Source organism: Pseudomonas sp. GW821-FHT12A04 (assembly GCF_058807755.1).
Genome location: NZ_JBXAQZ010000001.1, coordinates 84,335 through 104,265 on the forward strand (window position 1 = coordinate 84,335; position 19,931 = coordinate 104,265).

21 protein-coding genes are annotated in these 19,931 nt (G+C 60.1%); 15 read left to right on the forward strand and 6 right to left on the reverse strand.

The window, feature by feature from the left end; translation table 11 throughout:
• The first annotated feature begins 17 nt into the window (after positions 1 to 17).
• On the forward strand, positions 18 to 614 hold the full coding sequence (locus tag AC1RS8_RS00335; RefSeq protein WP_057712167.1) for a MarC family protein: 597 nt from the start codon (positions 18 to 20) through the stop codon (positions 612 to 614).
• Between the two features lie 66 nt (positions 615 to 680).
• On the opposite strand, the gene AC1RS8_RS00340 is transcribed toward AC1RS8_RS00335, so the two are convergent.
• From AC1RS8_RS00340 to cobG, 6 genes are all read right to left on the reverse strand, one after another.
• Positions 681 to 1,409: a hypothetical protein gene (locus AC1RS8_RS00340; protein WP_489339678.1), complete on the reverse strand. Its 729-nt coding sequence runs from the start codon at positions 1,407 to 1,409 to the stop codon at positions 681 to 683.
• Positions 1,410 to 1,464: 55 nt separating this feature from the next.
• Positions 1,465 to 2,280 carry a hypothetical protein gene (locus AC1RS8_RS00345; protein ID WP_489339677.1) on the reverse strand — a complete coding sequence of 272 codons (816 nt, stop codon included), beginning with the start codon at positions 2,278 to 2,280 and terminating at the stop codon, positions 1,465 to 1,467.
• A 222-nt stretch (positions 2,281 to 2,502) separates the two neighbouring features.
• The gene (gene cobJ / locus AC1RS8_RS00350) at positions 2,503 to 4,209 is read right to left on the reverse strand and encodes a precorrin-3B C(17)-methyltransferase (RefSeq protein ID WP_489339676.1); all 1,707 of its coding nucleotides are present in this window, start codon (positions 4,207 to 4,209) and stop codon (positions 2,503 to 2,505) included.
• Entirely contained in the window at positions 4,209 to 4,940 is a 732-nt protein-coding gene (locus AC1RS8_RS00355) for a precorrin-2 C(20)-methyltransferase (protein WP_057716525.1), read from the reverse strand. The genes cobJ and AC1RS8_RS00355 overlap by 1 nt, the downstream gene beginning before the upstream one ends.
• Complete coding sequence (locus AC1RS8_RS00360) at positions 4,940 to 5,566, reverse strand: precorrin-8X methylmutase (protein WP_057712171.1); 627 nt, start codon at positions 5,564 to 5,566, stop codon at positions 4,940 to 4,942. Before AC1RS8_RS00360 ends, AC1RS8_RS00355 begins: the two co-directional genes overlap by 1 nt.
• Positions 5,559 to 6,866: a precorrin-3B synthase gene (gene cobG / locus AC1RS8_RS00365; protein ID WP_489340597.1), complete on the reverse strand. Its 1,308-nt coding sequence runs from the start codon at positions 6,864 to 6,866 to the stop codon at positions 5,559 to 5,561. The genes AC1RS8_RS00360 and cobG overlap by 8 nt, the downstream gene beginning before the upstream one ends.
• Positions 6,867 to 7,117: 251 nt before the next feature.
• Here cobG and AC1RS8_RS00370 point away from each other — a divergent pair, with 251 nt between their 5' ends.
• The 14 genes from AC1RS8_RS00370 (at position 7,118) to AC1RS8_RS00435 (ending at position 19,874) form a co-directional block, all read left to right on the forward strand.
• A complete protein-coding gene (locus tag AC1RS8_RS00370) occupies positions 7,118 to 7,777 on the forward strand; it encodes a hypothetical protein (RefSeq protein WP_090452906.1) in 660 nt (219 codons plus the stop codon).
• Between the two features lie 143 nt (positions 7,778 to 7,920).
• The gene (gene cbiE / locus AC1RS8_RS00375) at positions 7,921 to 9,132 is read left to right on the forward strand and encodes a precorrin-6y C5,15-methyltransferase (decarboxylating) subunit CbiE (RefSeq protein WP_090452904.1); all 1,212 of its coding nucleotides are present in this window, start codon (positions 7,921 to 7,923) and stop codon (positions 9,130 to 9,132) included.
• A complete protein-coding gene (locus tag AC1RS8_RS00380) occupies positions 9,125 to 10,222 on the forward strand; it encodes a cobalt-precorrin-5B (C(1))-methyltransferase (RefSeq protein WP_090452902.1) in 1,098 nt (365 codons plus the stop codon). The genes cbiE and AC1RS8_RS00380 overlap by 8 nt, the downstream gene beginning before the upstream one ends.
• A complete protein-coding gene (locus tag AC1RS8_RS00385; protein ID WP_489339675.1) occupies positions 10,219 to 10,944 on the forward strand; it encodes a cobalt-precorrin-6A reductase in 726 nt (241 codons plus the stop codon). The genes AC1RS8_RS00380 and AC1RS8_RS00385 overlap by 4 nt, the downstream gene beginning before the upstream one ends.
• A gap of 56 nt (positions 10,945 to 11,000) precedes the next feature.
• Positions 11,001 to 11,336 (forward strand): type II toxin-antitoxin system RelE/ParE family toxin, encoded by a 336-nt coding sequence (locus AC1RS8_RS00390; protein WP_057712177.1) that lies wholly within the window; start codon positions 11,001 to 11,003, stop codon positions 11,334 to 11,336.
• Between the two features lie 4 nt (positions 11,337 to 11,340).
• Complete coding sequence (locus tag AC1RS8_RS00395) at positions 11,341 to 11,664, forward strand: helix-turn-helix domain-containing transcriptional regulator (RefSeq protein WP_008016808.1); 324 nt, start codon at positions 11,341 to 11,343, stop codon at positions 11,662 to 11,664.
• Positions 11,665 to 11,774: 110 nt separating this feature from the next.
• Positions 11,775 to 12,173 carry a DUF2946 domain-containing protein gene (locus tag AC1RS8_RS00400; RefSeq protein ID WP_489339674.1) on the forward strand — a complete coding sequence of 133 codons (399 nt, stop codon included), beginning with the start codon at positions 11,775 to 11,777 and terminating at the stop codon, positions 12,171 to 12,173.
• Positions 12,174 to 12,220: 47 nt separating this feature from the next.
• Entirely contained in the window at positions 12,221 to 12,700 is a 480-nt protein-coding gene (locus tag AC1RS8_RS00405; protein WP_057712179.1) for a copper chaperone PCu(A)C, read from the forward strand.
• Between the two features lie 21 nt (positions 12,701 to 12,721).
• Entirely contained in the window at positions 12,722 to 13,165 is a 444-nt protein-coding gene (locus AC1RS8_RS00410; RefSeq protein ID WP_489339673.1) for a DUF2946 domain-containing protein, read from the forward strand.
• A gap of 192 nt (positions 13,166 to 13,357) precedes the next feature.
• Entirely contained in the window at positions 13,358 to 15,475 is a 2,118-nt protein-coding gene (locus AC1RS8_RS00415; protein WP_489339672.1) for a TonB-dependent copper receptor, read from the forward strand.
• Positions 15,476 to 15,586: 111 nt separating this feature from the next.
• The gene (locus AC1RS8_RS00420; protein ID WP_489339671.1) at positions 15,587 to 16,966 is read left to right on the forward strand and encodes a PepSY-associated TM helix domain-containing protein; all 1,380 of its coding nucleotides are present in this window, start codon (positions 15,587 to 15,589) and stop codon (positions 16,964 to 16,966) included.
• Positions 16,967 to 17,122: 156 nt separating this feature from the next.
• A complete protein-coding gene (locus AC1RS8_RS00425; protein ID WP_154861093.1) occupies positions 17,123 to 17,911 on the forward strand; it encodes an ABC transporter ATP-binding protein in 789 nt (262 codons plus the stop codon).
• Entirely contained in the window at positions 17,908 to 18,867 is a 960-nt protein-coding gene (locus AC1RS8_RS00430; RefSeq protein ID WP_489339670.1) for an ABC transporter substrate-binding protein, read from the forward strand. The genes AC1RS8_RS00425 and AC1RS8_RS00430 overlap by 4 nt, the downstream gene beginning before the upstream one ends.
• Positions 18,864 to 19,874 (forward strand): FecCD family ABC transporter permease, encoded by a 1,011-nt coding sequence (locus tag AC1RS8_RS00435; protein ID WP_223502824.1) that lies wholly within the window; start codon positions 18,864 to 18,866, stop codon positions 19,872 to 19,874. Before AC1RS8_RS00430 ends, AC1RS8_RS00435 begins: the two co-directional genes overlap by 4 nt.
• The last annotated feature ends 57 nt before the right edge of the window (positions 19,875 to 19,931 follow it).

A 19,931-nucleotide genomic window follows, 5' to 3' on the forward strand; every position in this document is an offset into this window, starting at 1 on the left:
CCAGTGAGCCCGGCACCATGCTCCATGTGTTGTTCAGCGTTTATCTGAAGATGCTGGTGCTCTACAGCCCATTCTTCGTGTTGTCCTGCTTCATCAGCCTGACCCGTGGTTATTCGCGCAAGGAACAGCGTCGGTTGGCCTGGAAAGTAGCGGTCGCCACCCTGGTCTCCAGCGTTCTGCTGTACTTGTTCGGCCGAGTGATTTTCAGTGTGTTCGGCATTACCGTGGACGCCTTTCGTATCGGTGCCGGCAGTGTGCTGTTCATCTCGGCGCTGGGCATGGCGCAAGGCAAATCGGCGGTACAGACCGACAATGTGCAGCAGGATGTCACCATCGTTCCATTGACCATCCCGCTGACAGTCGGCCCCGGCACCATCGGTGCCTTGCTGGTGATGGGCGTGAGCCAGCCGCACTGGGACGACAAGCTCACGGCCATTGTCGGCATTGCCCTGGCCAGTTTTACCGTGGGCGTGGTGCTGTTCTTGTCCAGCCGCATCGAACGGATTCTCGGCGACCAGGGGTTACAGATCGTCAGCCGATTAATGGGGTTGTTCGTGTGTGCACTGGCGGCACAGATCATCTTCACCGGGGTCAGGGGCTACCTGCTTCCTTAGCCCGTCATGTCTCTCACCGTTCTTGTTCTCGGTCCCCCTTGAGCGGTGTCGGAAAACCGGCATCAATCAACGAGGAGACTGCACAGCGTGCTCGCTGACCTTGATGCACAGTGCCTGTCGTTGCGACCCTAACCACAGCACTGTGTCTTCTCTGAATGCCTTGTATTCGTCGACCGAAAACCGCGAATGAAGGAACGAAGTGCTCACACCTCCCACAACGCGACTCAAGGCAAAATCCTGCCTGATGAACTGGCGATCTATCGCCTGACCCGTTTCAAAAAACACCGAAGCCAACGTCAGGAAGCCATCAGCCTCGACAACGCCTGCCAGCACTCTCACGCGATGATGACGGTTGCCGGCGTAATGACCTGCCGTGCTCGCCGATTCAGTCTCGACAGTCATGATCGATTGCCCACGGAAAACACCGGCTGCCACCGACGTCTCCGGCAATTGCGCGACCCTGCGCAAAGCACTTGCCGTTAGCACGATCTGCTCAGCGGACAGACTTGATTGAAAGGCCGCATGGACAGCGTCCTGTATTGAGAAAACCGTAACACCTGCAACCGGGAACATTCCCGAAGTTCTCCCTTGATCGCGGAACTTCCAACCACAGGCAACCAGCGTATCCACAAATACATCGGTCCATTGAGCGTGGTTCCTGCCGCCTGGAAAATCTTCCTCTGCCGCGAGTTGCGCAAACAAAATAGTGTCAAGGGCGTCCTGCCCGACTGCAGCCGACAACGACGTCGACAACAGCAAAACGCTGCCTGAATTTATCAATACGGAATACGCCATACGCTTTCCTTATTTTCAAGAAGGCCAGAGACACAAAGCCTCTGGCCTTGCCCCTTCACTTGCGCCGGCTGAAACGCTTGACCAGAACTTCCTTTCGGTGGACGCCAAGATACTCTTCGATATCCGACTTGATTTCCGCATAATGGACGGGATTGAAAGTAATGAACGACTTTCCGTGAAAAATATCCAGAGAGGACGTCTTCCAATCAACAAACAGCAAGCCGCCGTCCTTACCCCCACCCTGATGATCAACCGCGCCTATCGCAATCAGGATAATTCCGTTTGCCATTTGTTCGCAGGGAATAGTGGACAAGCGCACGCCTTCGGCATTCTTCGACTCAAGATTCAACAGGTTGATCGCCTCAGGCTCTTTCTTCAATGCATCCAATGTAGAGCTGGTCACTGCACTGAGCACGGAGGCCCCTGGAATTGCAGCCTTTGCGGCTTCGACGGCCGCCTGAATAATATCGACCATGACATTATCCATCGTTACCTTAAGCGAAGTGGCGCTGTATTTTGAATAGCCTTTATCCGGCACGAAACATCCAAGATCCTCCATGCACTTTGTAAACGCATGGTACCAAGCCTTGGGATCCTTACTATCAGAAACCTCGTAAGTTGCTTCCATCTTCGACATGGTGATCAAGTTTTCAATAATCGCCATGTTCTCGAGACTTATTTTGTCTCCGTACCCGACTAGACTGTTGCCAAGTACCACCGCGTTGAGCTCCTTTGTAGGGCTCGATGCAATCGACAAAGCCAAGGACCTTACACGCGGCCTGCCAGCCAAGGCAACTTTACGCTTCTGAATACACTTTCTTACAAAGTCAACGCGTTGCGAAACACTTACCGCACTCTCAAAATTATCCACAAACAATACTCCTTTATATATTAATAAGCGCCCCATCCGGGAGCGCCCTGAATCTAACCTGCCCTATCCAGACTATCAACAGCGACTAAATACAACATATGTACCTCAATCAATATTTACTAAGAGCACATACAACTCATACAGATAAAGCACGCAAGACAACCGGACCGTCATTAACCTATGACGATCCGGTTTTATCCAATAAATAAAAAATACTTACTGTTATAGGGGGGTGAGCTTATCGCCATAGCTGCGCGGCGTGTACACCCACGTACTGCCATCGAGGCGAGGAATCACGCGCGTTGTCGAAGAGCCGATGAGTACCATGGTCCGCATGTCCACCTGATCAACACTCAGTTGACCGAGTGTTGTCACCCGCAAGGTCTGACCCGGACGGCCGATGTCCCGCCCCAATACAACCGGAGTGGCCGGTTCACGATGCTGGCCAACAATCTCCAGCGCCCGCCCTAATTGCCACGGCCGCGAACGTGAGATCGGGTTGTAAAAGGCCAGAGCGAGATCGGCTTGAGCGGCCAGATCCAGGCGTTTTTCAATGATCGACCAAGGCTTGAGGTTGTCCGACAGCGACAGCACACAGAAGTCATGCCCCAAGGGCGCACCGGCCTGGGCAGCCGTTGCCAACGAAGCAGAGACACCCGGCAAAATCTCAAGATCGACGCTGTGCCAGATGGCATCGCTAGACTCGTGAAGCGCCTCAAGCACAGCGGCTGCCATGGCGAAGACACCCGGATCGCCAGACGACACCACCACCACCGACCGACCTTGGGCAGCCAGTTCAAAGGCGTGACGGGCGCGCTGCATTTCTTCACGGTTATCGGTGCAGTGCAGGATCTGATCAGCCCGGAACGGCCCGGCCATGCGCACGTAGGTCTCGTAGCCGAGAACATCGCTGGCACGAGCCAGTTCCGCCTTCACCGCCGGCACCATCAATTCGGCAGCGCCCGGCCCGAGACCAATCACCGCCAGGCGCCCGCGAGGGCGGCCGATCTGCAAGGGGTCCAGCGGCTGCTCGGCGACCGCAATGGCAATAGTGTCATCACCAACGATGGAGACAGGCTGCGCTATGGCATGCCGCAGCAGTTCACTGGCCGCACCTGCAGCACTGACAAAACGCAATGGCACACCCAGCTCAAGCGCAGCTTCGCGCAGCGCGGAGCTGGCCATTTCGGTGTCGGCGGCCAACAGGCAAGCCATCGATTGCACGGCGATTCCGGCCTGATGCAAAGCCTCGCGAATGGTCCCCGACACATTGCTCGATTCGCCCGTGACGGCAACCAGCACGTTGCGTGGATAGATCAACAATTCGTTGGCGGCTGGCTCGCGCTCGGTATGGCCGACGTGAACGGTCAGCCGCGCCTGCTCATTCTCAGGCAACTGCACGTGTGCCAGCCACGGAGCCTCACCCTCAATGCGCACCGTTTCGCCGGCGAGCAAATCGGAAACGAAACGCTTGCCCAACTCCAGATCACCAAGGGCATAGCCACTGGGCGGGTTGAGCAGGCACGTGCCGAAACGCAACTCGCCGCTGGTGGTGATCGCCGCCGCGACTTCCAGCGCGGCGGCAATCTCCCGCGCCATCACATTTACCCCACCAAGACCACCCAGCAGTGGAACCACTGCGCTGCCGTCTTCGGCTACCGCCAACACCGGTGGTTCGGCGCCTTTTTCCAGCAACAAGGGCGCCAGCGTGCGGATCACGATCCCGGCCGCGCACAGGGCAATGATCGGCGTGCCCTGTTGATAGAGTTCGCGCAGGGTCGCACCGAACTCCTGATAGGCCCGATCCGCGCCTTCGACCCGTTCGGCCAAGCCATGGATCAGGGCGTCGGGATACACCTGCTGAATACTACGCGCGGTGGCGAGGCTGCCATTGCCAAGAATGACAATCGCCGGAACTGGACGGGTCATCAGCCTTGCCACCTTTCACCAGGAACGATGATCAACGAGAAGTACGGCGAGGACATCGGCTCGACCTGATCCAGCGGCACGATCTTCTGATTGGCCATGGTCGCGCGCTCGACGTACAACGCGCGCTCGGCCAGGCCGAGTTCTTCCAGCACTTGGCGAACCTTGGGAAAGTTGCGCCCAAGCTTCATGATCACCGCCGCATCGGCATCGGCCAGGCGACGCTTGAGTTCGTCATGCGGCAACACACCGGACAACACCGACAGACTCTGATTGCGATACACCAGCGGCGCACCGAGCACCGAGGCCCCGCCGAGCATCGAGCACACACCGGGCACGACTTCGGCCTGATAACGCTCGGCGAGCCGGTCGTGCAGGTACATGTAGGAGCCGTAGAAGAACGGATCGCCCTCGCAGATCACCGCCACGTCGCGACCGGCATCGAGATGCGTCGCCAGTGCGTCGGCTGCGTCATCGTAGAAGTCGCTGATCACTTGCTCGTAGGACAGCGGTGCCGGCAAGGCTTCGGTGGTCACCGGGTACACCAGCGGCAACAAATTCTGCGCTTCCTGCAGATGCGCCTCGATGATACCGAAGGCGTTGCCTTTCTTGCCCTTGGCCACGAAGTACGCCACCACTGGGGATTCGCGCAGCAAGCGCAGGGCCTTGACGGTAATCAGTTCCGGATCACCGGGACCGACGCCGAGGCCGATCAAACGTCCAGGTTGCTGCATCATTCGATCTCCGTGGCGAGGGCATTGACGGCGGCGGCGGCCATGGCGCTACCGCCCAGGCGACCCTGCATGATGACAAAAGGCACTCCACGGCTGTCAGCCGCCAGCGCGGCCTTGGATTCGGCGGCGCCGACGAAGCCCACCGGAAAACCGAGGATCAGCGCCGGTTTTGGCGCACCGGCGTCAAGCATTTCCAGCAAGTAAAACAGTGCCGTCGGAGCGTTGCCGATGACCACCACGCTGCCTTCCAGATGCGGGCGCCACAGTTCCAGCGCCGCGGCTGAGCGGGTGTTACCCAAATCACGAGCCAGTTCCGGAACACTCTCGTCGCGCAAGGTGCAGATCACCGGATTGTTCGCCGGCAACCGCGCACGGGTCACGCCTTCGGAGACCATCCGCGCATCGCACAAAATCGGCGCGCCGGCCGCCAGCGCATCACGCCCGGCCTTGCCCGCACCTTCGGAAAACTGCAGGCCGTCGATGGCCTCGACCATGCCGCAGGCGTGAATGACACGGACCGCGAGTTTCTCCAGATCGTCCGGGATTCGGTCGAGGTTGGCCTCGGCGCGAATGATCGCGAAGGAGTTGCGATAGATCTCCTGACCGTCGCGGATGTAATCAAGCATCAAGGGGGCTCCGTGAGCGGGCGTCGAGCAGGGCCGCGACCGCTTCAATAGTAAGGTTGCGTGCGTGCAGCGCGCCGAAACCCGGCTGCGCTGCATCGCGAAAATAGAGGTCGTAGTGACCGTGGGCGACGGCCAGTAATGTGACGGGCGCCGTATGCGCGGCGGCGCAGGAGCGCGCGCACCCGCTCAAATGGACACTCGGCGTTTGTCCGTGACGTTGCAGCAATGTGGCCAGTTGCAAGGCATCACCCTTGGTCTCGGCCAGGCTTTTACCGCAGCCGTTTGAGCCGGTGCAGGCAATCAACCGGGACAATGGCAGATCGGCTTCGCACTGTAAGCCCAGACATTGCAATTGCCGAATGACCTCAGCGGCGTTTTCCGTGCAGACATTGGGCAACAGCAGGCTTTGCCAAGGCGTGAAGCGCAGACTGGAATCACCGAACTCCCGCGCCAGTTGTGCCACACCCCGCAGCATCGCCGGATCGAGTCGCCCCAGCGGCGGGACGGCTCCCACATAGACAACACCGGACTCGGCCTGGGGATGGGCACCCATGTGCAAATCACTGGAGCCCGAAACCCGTTGCCAACCGATAACGGCCTGCAGCGGCACTCGCTCAGCCAGTCGAAGCACAATGCCCCCGATCGGGTACTCGGCCAGCAAATGGCGCATTCGCGTCTGCTCGGGGCGCGCCAGTTCAAGGAACAACTCAAGGACCGCGACTACCAGCGCGTGCCCGTCAGCCAGTGCAACCGAACCGGCGGGGCTGTCCGTCGGACATCCCGCCAGACCGAACGCCAGCCGTCGCTCGCCGTCTTGTTCAAACGCCGAGAGCCACAGGTCATGGGGATGCTCGAGCATCGTCAGGTCTTCACCGCCATCAAGCTGCACGGCGAACTTGGCACTGAGGTCGTGGAACGCTTCGTGGTTTTGCAGTGTGGCGAGGATCTGCCCGGCCAGCGGGCGGGTGTCGAACAGCATGCGCCGATCGATCCCGGCACCGGGGCTGAGCATCAGGTTGCGCACATCGTCGCCAGCCGCCGTACGCGGCCCCAGATCGGCGGCCAGCAGGCTGTCGATCAATGCCGCTTGCTCGTTGCCAATGCCGCGGATCTGCAGGTTGGCCCGGTTGGTCGCCTCGATCGCTCCGCTGGCATATCGCTCGGAGGCATCGGCCACAGCGATTGCCTGGTGCGCACGGATGGCGCCACCGTCGAGTTTGATCCGGCAAATACCACCGTCCAATGCCTGGACGACACGCAACAACCCGGGACAGGCGGAAGGGCGCAAGCGGTTGGGTATCTGACGTGACTTCACAGGACGACCGGTACAAGACGAAGGACAGCATTATGCCTGCTTTGGGCGGTCTGATGAAAAGCCCAAGCGGCTTGACGACGAAATACTCTCGATCCAGACATAAAGTTGCTCGCTTACAAACAGCAAGAATCAACTTCACCCATCAATCTTATTCAAACCACACGGCCACTCTTGTACTTTTACCCAACATACAAAACAAACAACACCGGAATATAGATATATTCAAGGAGTAGTACATGAACACGGAAACACCGGCTGGAGCATTGACCGCCCACAATCTCATTTCATGCATCGAGCAACTTTCGCTGCAAGATTACGATGACTTCACTCATTGCACTCAGATAGCCACCCAGTCCGCCGACATGGTCAGCAGTCGCTTTGCCAACTCGACAAAGTGGCTGCATGAATACGTCACAACGTTGAATTTTCTTGGCTGGTCCGTCTTTCAGGATGCGATCTTTACCCGCACTCAACACACCCTCTCGAAAAGCATTGCGGAGTTTCTGGTCCAAAGCGCTCAAGCCATGCCGGATATCCGACAAGGGAACGCCATGATTGACACGCTCGACGCGCTGAAAACCGACGAGCCCGCGCTGTATTCGCTGGATCAACAAAGCCTCTTGGGAGAGCGGTTTCAGGTAATACCTGCACGCTATGATTCAAAGGGTTTTCTTGAGATCGCAGTTTTTAATCTCGAATTGGTGACATCTACAAAAAGGAGCAATTTTCTATTTTTTCACATGGAAGAACAGACGACAAAGATCATTCAGCACCGAGCCACTCTGAAACTTGACAAAAACGTACTCGAAAGCAAAAGAGCGCTCATAGACCGCAAACGGAGCGAAATCAGGATGAAGAGATTCGACCTGCAAAAGGTACCAACAATACATCCGTAATAGTGCGCTATCACCGTCAATGACGCTTTCTCCCGCTGACAACCGGCGAACTCAATCCACACCGCGCTATGATGCACCACCGCACAGGTCGACACAGACCGGCAGCGCGATGATTTGGCTTCGATTGATAGAAGAGGAACAGCATGACCCCCTGGCTGACAGTGGTAGGCATTGGAGAAGAAGGCTTCAAGGGGCTTGGCAAAAATGCCCGACACGCTCTGCTGAACGCTACGCGGATCATTGGCGGTCAACGGCAACTGGACCTGTTGCCAGCCTGCATCTGCGGTGTACGGCAATTGTGGCCCAGTCCTTTCGCCCTTGAACCGGTTTTGGCGAAACAGGGAGAACCCGTTTGCGTCCTCGCCAGCGGTGATCCAATGTTTTTCGGGGTGGGAGCCAGTCTCTCCCGACATTTATCCAGCGATGAAATGCTTATTCTGCCCGCTCCCTCTTCCTGCTCGCTCGCCGCGGCGCGAATGGGTTGGCCTTTGCAGGAAGTGGTCACGTTGTCAGTGGTTGCCCGCCCCGTCGCCGCACTCAACGCGCAATTGTCCAGTGGCGTGCGCTTGCTGGTGTTGAGTAACGACGGCCGCAGCCCCGCCGCCATCGCCGCACTGCTGCGTGAACGTGGTTTCGGTCCGAGCCGGATAACGGTGCTCGAACATTTGGGCGGTGAAGCCGAGCGACGTGTCGACGGTATCGCCAATGACTGGACCGATCCTGTGATCGCCGACCTGAACCTGATCGCTATCGAGTGCATCGCCGAGCCGGACACGCTACGCCTGTCGCGACTGGCCGGCCTGCCGGACTCCGCCTTCAAGCACGACGGCCAACTGACCAAGCGCGATGTGCGCGCCATCACCCTCGCGCGCCTGGCCCCGACCCCCGGCGAACTGTTGTGGGATGTCGGCGCCGGCAGTGGCTCGATCGGCATCGAATGGATGCGCGCCCACCCCGGTTGCCGCGCACTGGCCATCGAGGCAGATGCGGGCCGACAAGCGTTGATCGAATACAACCGCGATGCCCTAGGCGTTCCCAGCCTGCAACTGGTTCGCGGCAGCGCGCCGCAGGCACTGACCGGGCTGGAGCGGCCAGATGCGATTTTCATCGGCGGCGGTGTCACCCGCGAGGGCGTGCTCGATACCTGCTGGGCCGAACTCAAACCCGGTGGCCGACTGATTGCCAACGCAGTCACACTGCAAAGTGAAATGACCCTGATGGCCTGGCGCGAGCAACACGGCGGGGAGCTGACGCGAATTCATATCGCCCAGGCCCAACCACTGGGCGACTTCGACACCTGGCGCCAGGCCTTGCCGATTACCTTGCTGGACGTGACGAAACCCTTCGATGCGTGACGAAACCGCCGAACACCCCGCCCCTCTGCGCAGCGGCCTGACCACCGGCAGTTGCGCCACGGCCACCAGCCTTGCCGCCGCACGTCTGCTGCTGGCTGGCACATCGGCCGATGCGGTGGAAATCGTGTTGCCCAAGGGCAAACAGGTGCAGATGCGCCTGGAGTTCTGCCGCCTCACCGAGGACGGCGCCGAATCGGGAACCCTCAAGGATGCCGGTGACGATCCGGACGTGACCCACGGTGCCCTGCTCTACTCCCAGGTGCGCCTGAGCAGCGAACCGGGGACGCGCTTCAAGGCCGGTCGCGGTGTCGGCACCGTGACCCGGCCCGGGCTGGTGCTGGGAGTCGGCGAGCCCGCGATCAACCCGGTGCCGCGCAAAATGATCAGCGAACACCTGGCCCGACTGGCTGACGAACTCGACTACAGCGGCGGTTTCGAGGTCACGGTCAATGTCGAGAACGGCGAGGCACTGGCACTGAAAACCATGAATCCACGCCTGGGCATTCTTGGTGGCCTGTCGATCCTCGGCACCAGCGGTATCGTCCGGCCGTTTTCCTGTGCGGCCTACATCGCCTCGATCCACCAGGGCATCGACGTGGCGAAAACCAACGGTTACCTGCACATCGCCGCCTGCACCGGCAACGCCAGCGAAGACACCATGCGCCGGGTCTACAACCTGCCGGAAATCGCCCTGATCGAAATGGGCGACTTCGTTGGCGCCGTGCTCAAGCACCTGCGCAAAGTACCTGTGGATAAACTCAGCCTGTGCGGTGGTTTCGGCAAGATCAGCAAACTGGCGGCCGGGCACATGGATTTGCACAGTCGCCATTCGAGCATTGACCTGCCGCAACTGGCGTTATGGGCGGCGCAGGTCGGCGCCGATGCGGCGTTGCAGCAGAACATCCGCGAGGCCAACACCAGCCAGCAGGCACTGGCCATGGCCGCCGCAGCCGGGGTCGCCCTGGGTGATGCAGTCTGTCAGCACGCCCTGGATTTTGCCCGCAGCGTGGTGCCGGCGCAGGTTCAGGTGGAAGTCTTCGCCATCGATCGCCAGGGCGGGATCGTTGGCCATGCGGGAGCCTTTCAATGAAGCGCATCCTGTTACTCGGCGGCGTGACCGAAGCCATGGCCATTGCCCGCACGCTGGGACCGCAGCATATCTACAGCCTGGCCGGCATCGGTCGGATTCCGACGGATCTGCAATGCCAGGTTCGCGTCGGTGGCTACGGTGGTGCCGAAGGGTTGGCGCAATTCATTCGCGATGAAGGTATCGATCTGCTGCTCGACGCCACTCACCCCTACGCCGCCCGGATCAGCCAGAACGCCGCGACCGCCGCGCGCTTGAGCGGCATTCCCTGCTGGGCGCTACGGCGTCCGGCCTGGCAAGCCCAAGCGGGTGATGACTGGCGGGAAGTCAGCGATTGGGCCGGACTGATCGACGCCCTGAAGCCGTTCCGTCGACCGCTGTTCACCCTCGGTCGCGAGCCTCTGCAACACCTGGACGAAATTCCTACAGAGCAATTCTGGACCCTGCGCGCACTGGATGTGTATCCGGGCAACGAGCGCTGCGAAGTGATTGGCGCACGTGGACCCTTCCAGATCGACGATGAACGTGAGTTGTTCGAACGGCGAAACATCGACGTGCTGATCAGCAAGAACAGCGGCAGCACGGCGACCGAACCGAAACTGGAAGTGGCACGTGAGCGGGGGGTGCCGGTGATCGTCTTGAAGCGGCCGGTGTTGCCGGGGGTTGATCGGGAGTTCCTGACGCCTGAGGAAACAGTTGGCGCGTTGTCGGTCTTCGTTCATTAGCTCAGGATCATTGGCTTGCATGATAAGTAACCTATTTGTTACCGTCAGGGCCGCCTGTGATCACACTCGAAGAATACGTACAGGACAACGAAACCAGCCCCTTCAGTCACTGGTTTTCCAACTTGAATGCGCAGGCAGCGCTCAAGGTATCCACCGCACTGCTGCGCCTTGAGTTAGGAAACACATCAAACATCAAGTGGTTCGACGGGCTCGGCGAGTACCGGATAAATTGGGGCCCGGGCTATAGAATCTATCTCGTTCAAGAAGGGAAACACCTGATCATCCTTTTTGGTGGCGGTGACAAGTCCACACAAAAAACTGACATCAAACAAGCGAAAGTACTGATAGCCGAGTTTCGATCCCGAAAAAAGACTGAACGGCACCGGAGATAACGTCATGGCGCTCACCCGAAGTTACAAACACACCATTGCCGAGCGTGCCCAACGTGATCCCGAGTTCGCCCAGGCACTGTTGGATGAGGCTGCTACTCTGTTTCTTAACGGCGAACCCGAAATGGCCCGGATCATCCTGCGCGATCTCATCAACGCCACCGTTGGTTTTGAAGAACTGGCAAAGGAAACGGCAAAGCCCAGCAAAAGCCTCCATCGAATGTTGTCCGCCAAAGGCAACCCAAGTATGGACAACCTGGCTGCAATATTCGCCGTAATTCGCGCTACGCTTGGAGTAGAAATACAAGTACATGCGGTACGTGCGCACTGAGCTGGGATCTTTTTGCTGCGACACCACACCGCACGCCGCCTTTTTACTTATCGGCCCTGATCAGGCTAAATAGCCCGCGCCTGATCGCCCACCCAAACGGATTTTGTCCCATGTCCCGACAACGGCTCGCAATTGCCTGGATAGCCTGCTTCGCAGTGCTGTTCAACATGCTCGCCATGCCGATGTCCGGAGCGATGGCGCAAACGGCGAAGTCATCCGCCGAACAGTTGTTGTGGGGCAGCTTCTGCAGCTCCAGTGGCACCAGGATGGTGGCGATTTCCATCGGCGACCTTGAACACAAAGCCCCGCAAAGCGACGATCATTCCAACATGCAGCATTGCTGGTGCTGCTCGGGTTCCGCGCCATTGGTGGCGTTGCCGGGGCATACGCCACAACTGTATTTCGCGCACTTCGAGTCCAACCGAAGCCTGCCTGCCGCCTCTCTGGAAAGCCCGTCACCGCGCCAGCAATGGCCGAGTCTCAACCCCCGCGCGTCCCCTCTGGTGTGATTTTTTCTCGCAATTGACTGCGTTTTAAATCGTTCCGGAGAATTGCCATGTTGAACAAACTCATCGTTCTGGCTGCGTTGCTGCTGCCTGCCTGCTTTGCCAATGCCCACGAATACAAGGTCGGCACACTGGAAATCGCTCATCCGTGGTCCCAGGAGTTGCCGCCCAATGCACCCACCGTTGCGGCGTATTTCGTGATCAACAATCAAGGCAAGACCGCCGACCGCCTGCTCAGCGTCGACACCCCCATTGCGGGCGAAGCGCAATTGCATGAGCACGTGATGCAAGGCGACATGATGAAAATGCAGCACGTACCGAGCGTGGAAGTGCCCGCCGGTGGCGAGGTCACTTTCGCACCCATGGCCTATCACGTGATGTTGCTGGGCCTCAAGGACCGCAGCCTGCTCACTGACGGCAAGCGCTTCCCCATGACGCTGCACTTCGAGAAGTCCGGTGACGTGACGGTCGAAGTCGCGGTGCAGAAGCAGGCGCCGGACGCCATGCAAGAACACAAGCACGCGCAATAACCACCCGCGCTGAATACGCCCATGCGCCCGCTTAGCGCCAGGTCATCCGGGTCACGCAATCAGGCATTGAGCCTGACACGTGGCAGCTGGATCAGCCTGTTCGCCATGCTGATGATCTTTATCGGTCCGCTGATTTCTCAGTCGATGCCGATGGATTCGCGCGCCATGTCGATGAGCATGCCTACGGGTATGAGCATGGACATGTCGGCGATGGAGCATGCCGACCATGCCACGCAAGCCACCGCCGAGCATTGCCCGCCGGCCCCGGGGCACCATGTGCTGTGGGAAAAGTGTGGCTATTGCAGCCTGCTGTTCAATTGCCCGGCGCTGACCGGTGGCGTGTCTTTCGCCAACTTCGTCATCCCGCCCATCAATACCTTCACCACACCCTCTGCGCGCCAGGGCCATGCCCGGCCAACCTTCTTCCCCGGCGCCCGCACCCGCGCCCCGCCCGTCGTCGCGTAAACACTCACTTCTGATTTCACACGGTCCGCAAGACAGCCAAAGCAACCTGTGGGAGCGAGCTTGCTCGCGAAGAGGAAGTGTCAGTCAACGTTGATGTCGTCTGGCACACCGCTTTCGCGAGCAAGCCTGCTCCCACAGGGACAGCTTCAGGCTGCCGGCCGTGTCGTTTACGACTGTTCGATGGAAATTGTCATGTCCAGGTTTTCCGCTGTCCCGTGCTTGAGCCCTGCCCAAGCCTCTTATGCCCTGAACGAATCCGGCGTTCGTTTCAGACACGCCACCGCTATCCTGTGCGGTGCATTGCTGGCGCCTTCTGTGCTGGCCGATGACCATGCCGGTCACAGTGAAGAACTGAGCCCGACGGTGATTACCGCCGTTGCGCCCAGCTCGCCCCTGACCATCGTCACCAACCCCAAGGACCCGCGACAACCGGTGCCCGCCAGCGATGGCGCCGATTACCTGAAGACCATCCCCGGCTTTGCCATGGTGCGCAATGGCGGCACCAATGGTGACCCGGTGCTACGCGGCATGTTCGGCTCGCGGCTGAACATCCTCACCAACGGCAGCATGATGCTCGGTGCCTGCCCGGGCCGGATGGACGCCCCGACCTCATACATCTCGCCGGAAACCTACGACAAGCTCACCGTGATCAAAGGCCCGCAAACCGTGCTGTGGGGACCGGGTTCCTCGGCTGGCACTATCCTGTTCGACCGCGAGCCGGAGCACTTCGGCGCACTCGGCACCCGGGTCAACGCCAGCGTGCTGGCCGGTTCCAACGGCCGCTTCGACAAACTGGTGGACGCTGCCGCCGGTGGACAATCGGGTTATGTGCGGGTCATCGGCAACACCGCACACTCCGACGACTACCAGGACGGCAACAACGACACCGTGGCGTCGCGCTATGACAAATGGAACGGCGACGTGGCCGTCGGCTGGACGCCGAACACCGACACCTTGCTGGAGCTGACCGCCGGCCGTGGCGATGGTGAAGCCCGCTACGCCGGGCGCGGCATGGACGGCTCGCAGTTCCTGCGCGAAAGCCTTGGCCTGCGCTTCGAGCAATCCAACATCGGCGAGGTACTGGATAAGGTCGAGGCGCAGGTCTACTACAACTACGCCGATCACGTGATGGACAACTACACCCTGCGCACGCCCTCCGGCACCGGGATGATGGCCGGCCCCATGGCATCCAACGTCGACCGCCGCACCCTCGGCGCCCGGGTCAAGGCCACCTGGCGCTGGACTGATGTGCAACTGATCAGCGGTATCGACGCGCAGACCAACGAACATCGCCAGCGCGGTGCCATGGGCGTCGACACCTACAAGGACCTGCCGTACACCAAGGATGCTGACTTCCATAACTACGGAGTCTTCGGCGAATTGACCTGGTACGCCGCCGACCGTGACCGCCTGATCAGCGGCGCGCGCCTGGACCGCGCCTCAGCCAAGGATTATCGGCAGACCACCGGCTCGGGCATGATGACCCGCCCCAATCCGACCGCCGACGACACCCGCGCCGACACCCTGCCGAGTGGTTTCATCCGCTATGAACATGACTTGGCCGACAGCCCGACCACCCTGTATGCCGGCCTCGGTCACTCCCAGCGGTTCCCGGATTACTGGGAGCTTTTCTCTCCCAAGTCCGGCCCCGCCGGTTCGGTGAATGCCTTCGACTCGATCAAACCGGAAAAAACCACCCAGCTCGATTTCGGCCTGCAATACAAGACCGAAGACCTCGAAGCCTGGGCCTCGGCTTACGTCGGGCAGGTGCGCGATTACATCCTGTTCAACTACACCCCGACAATGATGGGTACGACCTCGCAAGCCGAAAACATCGACGCGCGAATCATGGGCGGCGAACTGGGCGCCGCTTACAACTTCACCGACAACTGGAAAGCCGACGCGACCCTGGCCTACGCCTGGGGCAAGAACAGCAGCGATGGCAGTGCATTGCCGCAGATGCCGCCGCTGGATGCCCGTTTCGGCCTGACCTACAGCGAAGACAACTGGAGCGCCGGCGCACTGTGGAGAGTGGTTGCCGCACAAAACCGCATCGACCAGAACAAGGGCAACGTGGTCGGCAAGGACTTCGACAAGACGCCGGGCTTCGGCGTGTTCTCCCTCAACGGAGCCTATCGGATCAACAGCAACTGGAAGGTCAGCAGCGGCATCGACAACCTGTTCGGCAAGGCTTACGCCGAACACTTGAACCTGGCCGGCAACGCCGGTTTCGGCTACCCGGCCAATAACCCGCAAGCCATCAAGGAACCGGGGCGAACGCTCTGGACCAAGGTGGACATGAGTTTCTAAAAACTTCGCGAGCAAGCTCGCCCCTACAGGGGAGCGAGCCTGCTCGCGATCGGTTGCGCAGCAACCGCAAAAACAAACAACTAAAAGATCCAGCCAAGCGGAGCACACGTGATGAAACAGCCCAAAGTGAATTTCTACAACCTGGCCTGGCGCTGGCATTTCTATGCCGGATTGTTCGTTGCGCCATTCATGGTGATGCTGGCGTTGACCGGCACCGTCTACCTGTTCAAACCGCAGCTCGACTCGCTGATGTACAGCAGCCTGCTCAACGTCCCGGCCGGTCATCACACCGTCCCGGCCGACGACCTGCTGACACGGGTGAAAACGGCTTACCCACAAGGTCAGGTCACCCAGTACCTGCCGCCGGTCACTGCCGAGCGCAGCGCGCAGTTTGTCGTGCTCAACGATGAAAAGGAGCTGAACGTTTTCGTTGATCCGTACCACGGTGACATCCTCGGTGAACAAGATGCCAAGAAGAACCTGCAAGCCATCGCCCGGTCGATTCACGGCGAGCTGATGATCGGCACCGTTGGCGATCGGCTGATCGAACTGGCCGCCGGGTGGGGCGTGGTGCTGGTGGTGTCCGGCATTTTCCTGTGGTGGCCGCGCGGTCAGGCGGCAGGCATTTTGTGGCCACGCCTGAACAGTCGAGGTCGCGTATTGTGGCGCGACCTGCACGCGGTCACCGGGTTCTGGGGCGCGTCCCTGCTGCTGGTGATGCTGCTCAGCGGCATGACCTGGACCGGTTTCTGGGGCAAGCAATACGCCGAAGTGTGGAACGTGTTCCCGGCGGCCATGTGGGATGACGTGCCGAAGTCCGACGTCGAGGCACGCAGCCTCAACACCGCCACCCGCCAGACCGTGCCGTGGGCCATGGAAAACACCCCGATGCCGATGTCCGGCGACCATGCCGAGCACATGGCTCACGACGGTGCAGCGACCGGCCCGGCATCGCCGACCATCCGCCTGCAGGACGTACAAAACATCGCCAGAGAGCGCAAGGTCGAACCGGGCTACAGCATCACCCTGCCGACCACCGCGACCGGCGTGTTCACCATCGCCGTTTTCGCCGACGACCCGCGCAATGACGCCACGCTGCACATCGATCAGTACACCGGCAAAGTCCTGGCCGATGTACGCTTCGAGCAGTACGGCACCGTCGCCCGCGCCACGGAAATCGGCGTAATGCTGCACGAGGGCAAGATGTTCGGTGTGTTCAATCAGATCGTCGTATTGCTGATCTGCCTGATGATTTTGCTCAGTGCGGTCAGCGGCGTGGTGATCTGGTGGAAGCGCCGTCCGCAAGGAAAACTCGGCGTGCCGCCGCTGCGCCATGACCTGCCAAAATGGAAAACCGCGATGGTGATCATGTTCGCCCTGGCAGTGGCCTTCCCGTTGGTGGGTGCTTCTCTGGTGGCGGTGTGGGTGCTCGATCGCGTGCTGCTGTCGCGCTTTACCCGGCAAACTGAGTCAGCTTCATCTTCATCTTGAAACAGGCGAGATGCGCCGGGCGAAAGGCACTGTAAACTCCCCGCGCATCACCTCAGCCCCATCGCGAGCAAGCTCGCTCCCACAGGGATTGCGTAAGACCTGTGGGAGCGGGCTTGCCCGCGATGGGGCCATCAGCATCACCTCAAGAGTCACTGCATGACCTCGCTGAATCTGACAAACCTTGCCTGGTCCCCACTGGGTCACGGCCATTGCCACCACCAATTCCAGCTGCGTGACGCCTCGCTACACGTGGCCGCCGGTGAGTTCGTCGGGCTGATCGGCCCCAACGGCAGTGGCAAGACCAGCCTGTTGCGGTGTGCCTGGCGCTTCAATCAACCGGAAAGCGGCGAGGTCAGACTCGATCACCAGAACGTCTGGAAGCACTCCTCGCGCTGGTGCGCGCAACGCATCGCCGTGGTGTTGCAGGAGTTCCCTGATGCCTTCGGCCTGACCGTCGAGGAGGTGGTCGCCATGGGCCGCACGCCGCACAAAGGCTTGTTCGATGGCGACACCCTTGAAGACCGCGACCTGGTCAATCAGGCCCTGGAATCCGTCGGCCTCAAGGGCTTCGAAGACCACGGGTTCGCCACTCTCTCCGGTGGTGAAAAACAGCGGGTCATCCTCGCCCGCGCCCTGGCCCAGCAACCACAACTGCTGATCCTTGACGAGCCGACCAACCACCTCGACCCGCGTTATCAGCTTGAGCTTTTGAAGTTGGTCAAGCGCTTGAATATCGGCACCCTGGCGAGCATCCACGACCTCAATCTGGCGGCGGCTTTTTGTGATCGACTGTACGTGATCAACCATGGTCGTATCGTCGCCAGCGGCACGCCGAAAGAAGTCCTGACCGCTGCGCTGCTGCGCAATGTGTTCGGCGTCCAAGCACTGATCGATGAACATCCACTGCACGGCTACCCACGAATCACCTGGATAACCCAACCATGACTTTGCGTTCCCTGCTGCGATCCTGCCTCTGCCTCGCGATGCTGCTGGGCAGCACCCAGGCATTGGCCGAAGCCACCCGTTACCCGCTGACAATCAAAAGCTGCAACCGCGAAGTGACCTTCAAGCAGGCACCAAAACATGCGCTCAGCCACGACATCAACATGACCCAGATGATGCTCGCCCTCGGCCTCAAACCACGGATGGCCGGTTACAGTGGCATCAGTGGCTGGAAGGCCGTGACGCCCGAGATGCAGAGCATTCTCGAAGGCCTGCCGGAGTTGGCGGCCAAGTACCCGTCGGTGGAAACCCTGCTCGATGCCAACGTCGATTTCCTCTTCGCCGGTTGGGACTACGGCATGCGTATCGGCGGCGATCTCACGCCGCAAACCCTGCAACCGCTGGGCATCAATGTGTATGAGTTGAGCGAGTCCTGCGCCTTCGTGATGAAACGCCCGCCGGCCAGCCTCGAAGACACCTACAACGACCTGCGCAACCTCGGCAGAATCTTTGACGTGCAGGACCGCGCCAATGCCCTGATCACCCACATGCAGGCGCAAGTGGCAGACATTGGCAAAGACCTGCCCGCGGAAAAACCGCGGGTCTTCCTGTACGACAGCGGCGAAGATCGCGCCATGACCTCAGGAAGCCTGGGTATGCCGCAAGCGCTGATCGACGCCGCTGGCGGGCGCAATGTTCTGGAGGATGTCGACGCAAGCTGGACCCGGGTCAATTGGGAAACCGTGGTCGAGCGCAACCCGCAGGTGATCGTGATCGTCGACTACAGCGAAGTCACTGCCGATCAGAAGATTCAATTCCTGCTGAGCAACAAGGCCCTGCAATCGGTGGACGCGATCAGGCACCAGCGCTTCATCGTCATCCCTTACGTGCAGGCCACGCCGGGGATCGATAACGTGCTGGCGGTCGCAACCCTGGCCAAGGGTTTCCACGGCGAATGACCAACCGTCGCTACGCCCTGATGCTGATCGCACTCGGTGCCCTGTTGCTGGTGTCGTGCGTGGTGTCCCTGGGTTTCGGCCCGGCGCGGGTACCGCTGGATGTGGTGTGGCGCATCCTGTTGCATAAACTGTTCGGTTTCGGTGTGGCGGACTGGAACCCCGGACAGGAACATATCGTCTGGCTGATCCGCGTGCCGCGCATGCTGCTCGGCGCGCTGGTGGGTGCGGGCCTGGCGTTGATCGGCGCGGTGCTGCAAGCAGTCACGCGCAACCCGTTGGCTGACCCACACCTGCTCGGCGTGACTTCCGGTGCCACACTTGGCGCGGTGATCGTGGTGCTGCATGTCGGTGAAATCGTTGGCCTGTTGACCTTGCCGATCGCGGCATTCATCGGGGCATTGCTGAGCATGCTGGTGGTGCTGATGATCGCCAGTCGTCATGGGCGCCTGGACAGTGACCGCTTGCTGCTGTGCGGCGTAGCGGTGTCGTTCGTGATGATGGCGATTGCCAATTTGCTGCTGTTCATGGGCGACCATCGAGCCAGTTCGGCGGTGATGTTCTGGATGCTCGGCGGGCTCGGGTTGGCACGCTGGGAATTGCTGGCGGTACCGACAGCCAGTGTGTTGTTCGGGCTGATATTGCTGCTGGGTATGGCGCGACCGCTGAATGCACTGATGGCCGGTGAACAGACGGCGGTGACCCTGGGCCTGAATGCACGCACCGTGCGCCTGCGGGTGTTTTTGATTGCCTCGTTGATGACCGGAGTGCTGGTGTCGATCAGCGGCTCGATTGGTTTTGTCGGGTTGATGGTGCCGCATATTGCGCGGCGCCTGGTCGGGGCTGAACACCGACGGTTGCTGCCGGTGTGCGTGTTGCTTGGCAGCGTGTTTCTGGTTTGGGTCGACGTCGCCGCCCGGACCATGATTGCTCCTGAAGATCTTCCCATTGGCGTCGCTACCGCCGCGATTGGCGGACTGTTCTTCATCGGCCTGATGCGCCGTCGCTGATCCCTGTGGGAGCGAGCTTGCTCGCGATGGCGGCGGCACATCCAACATGACGGTGTC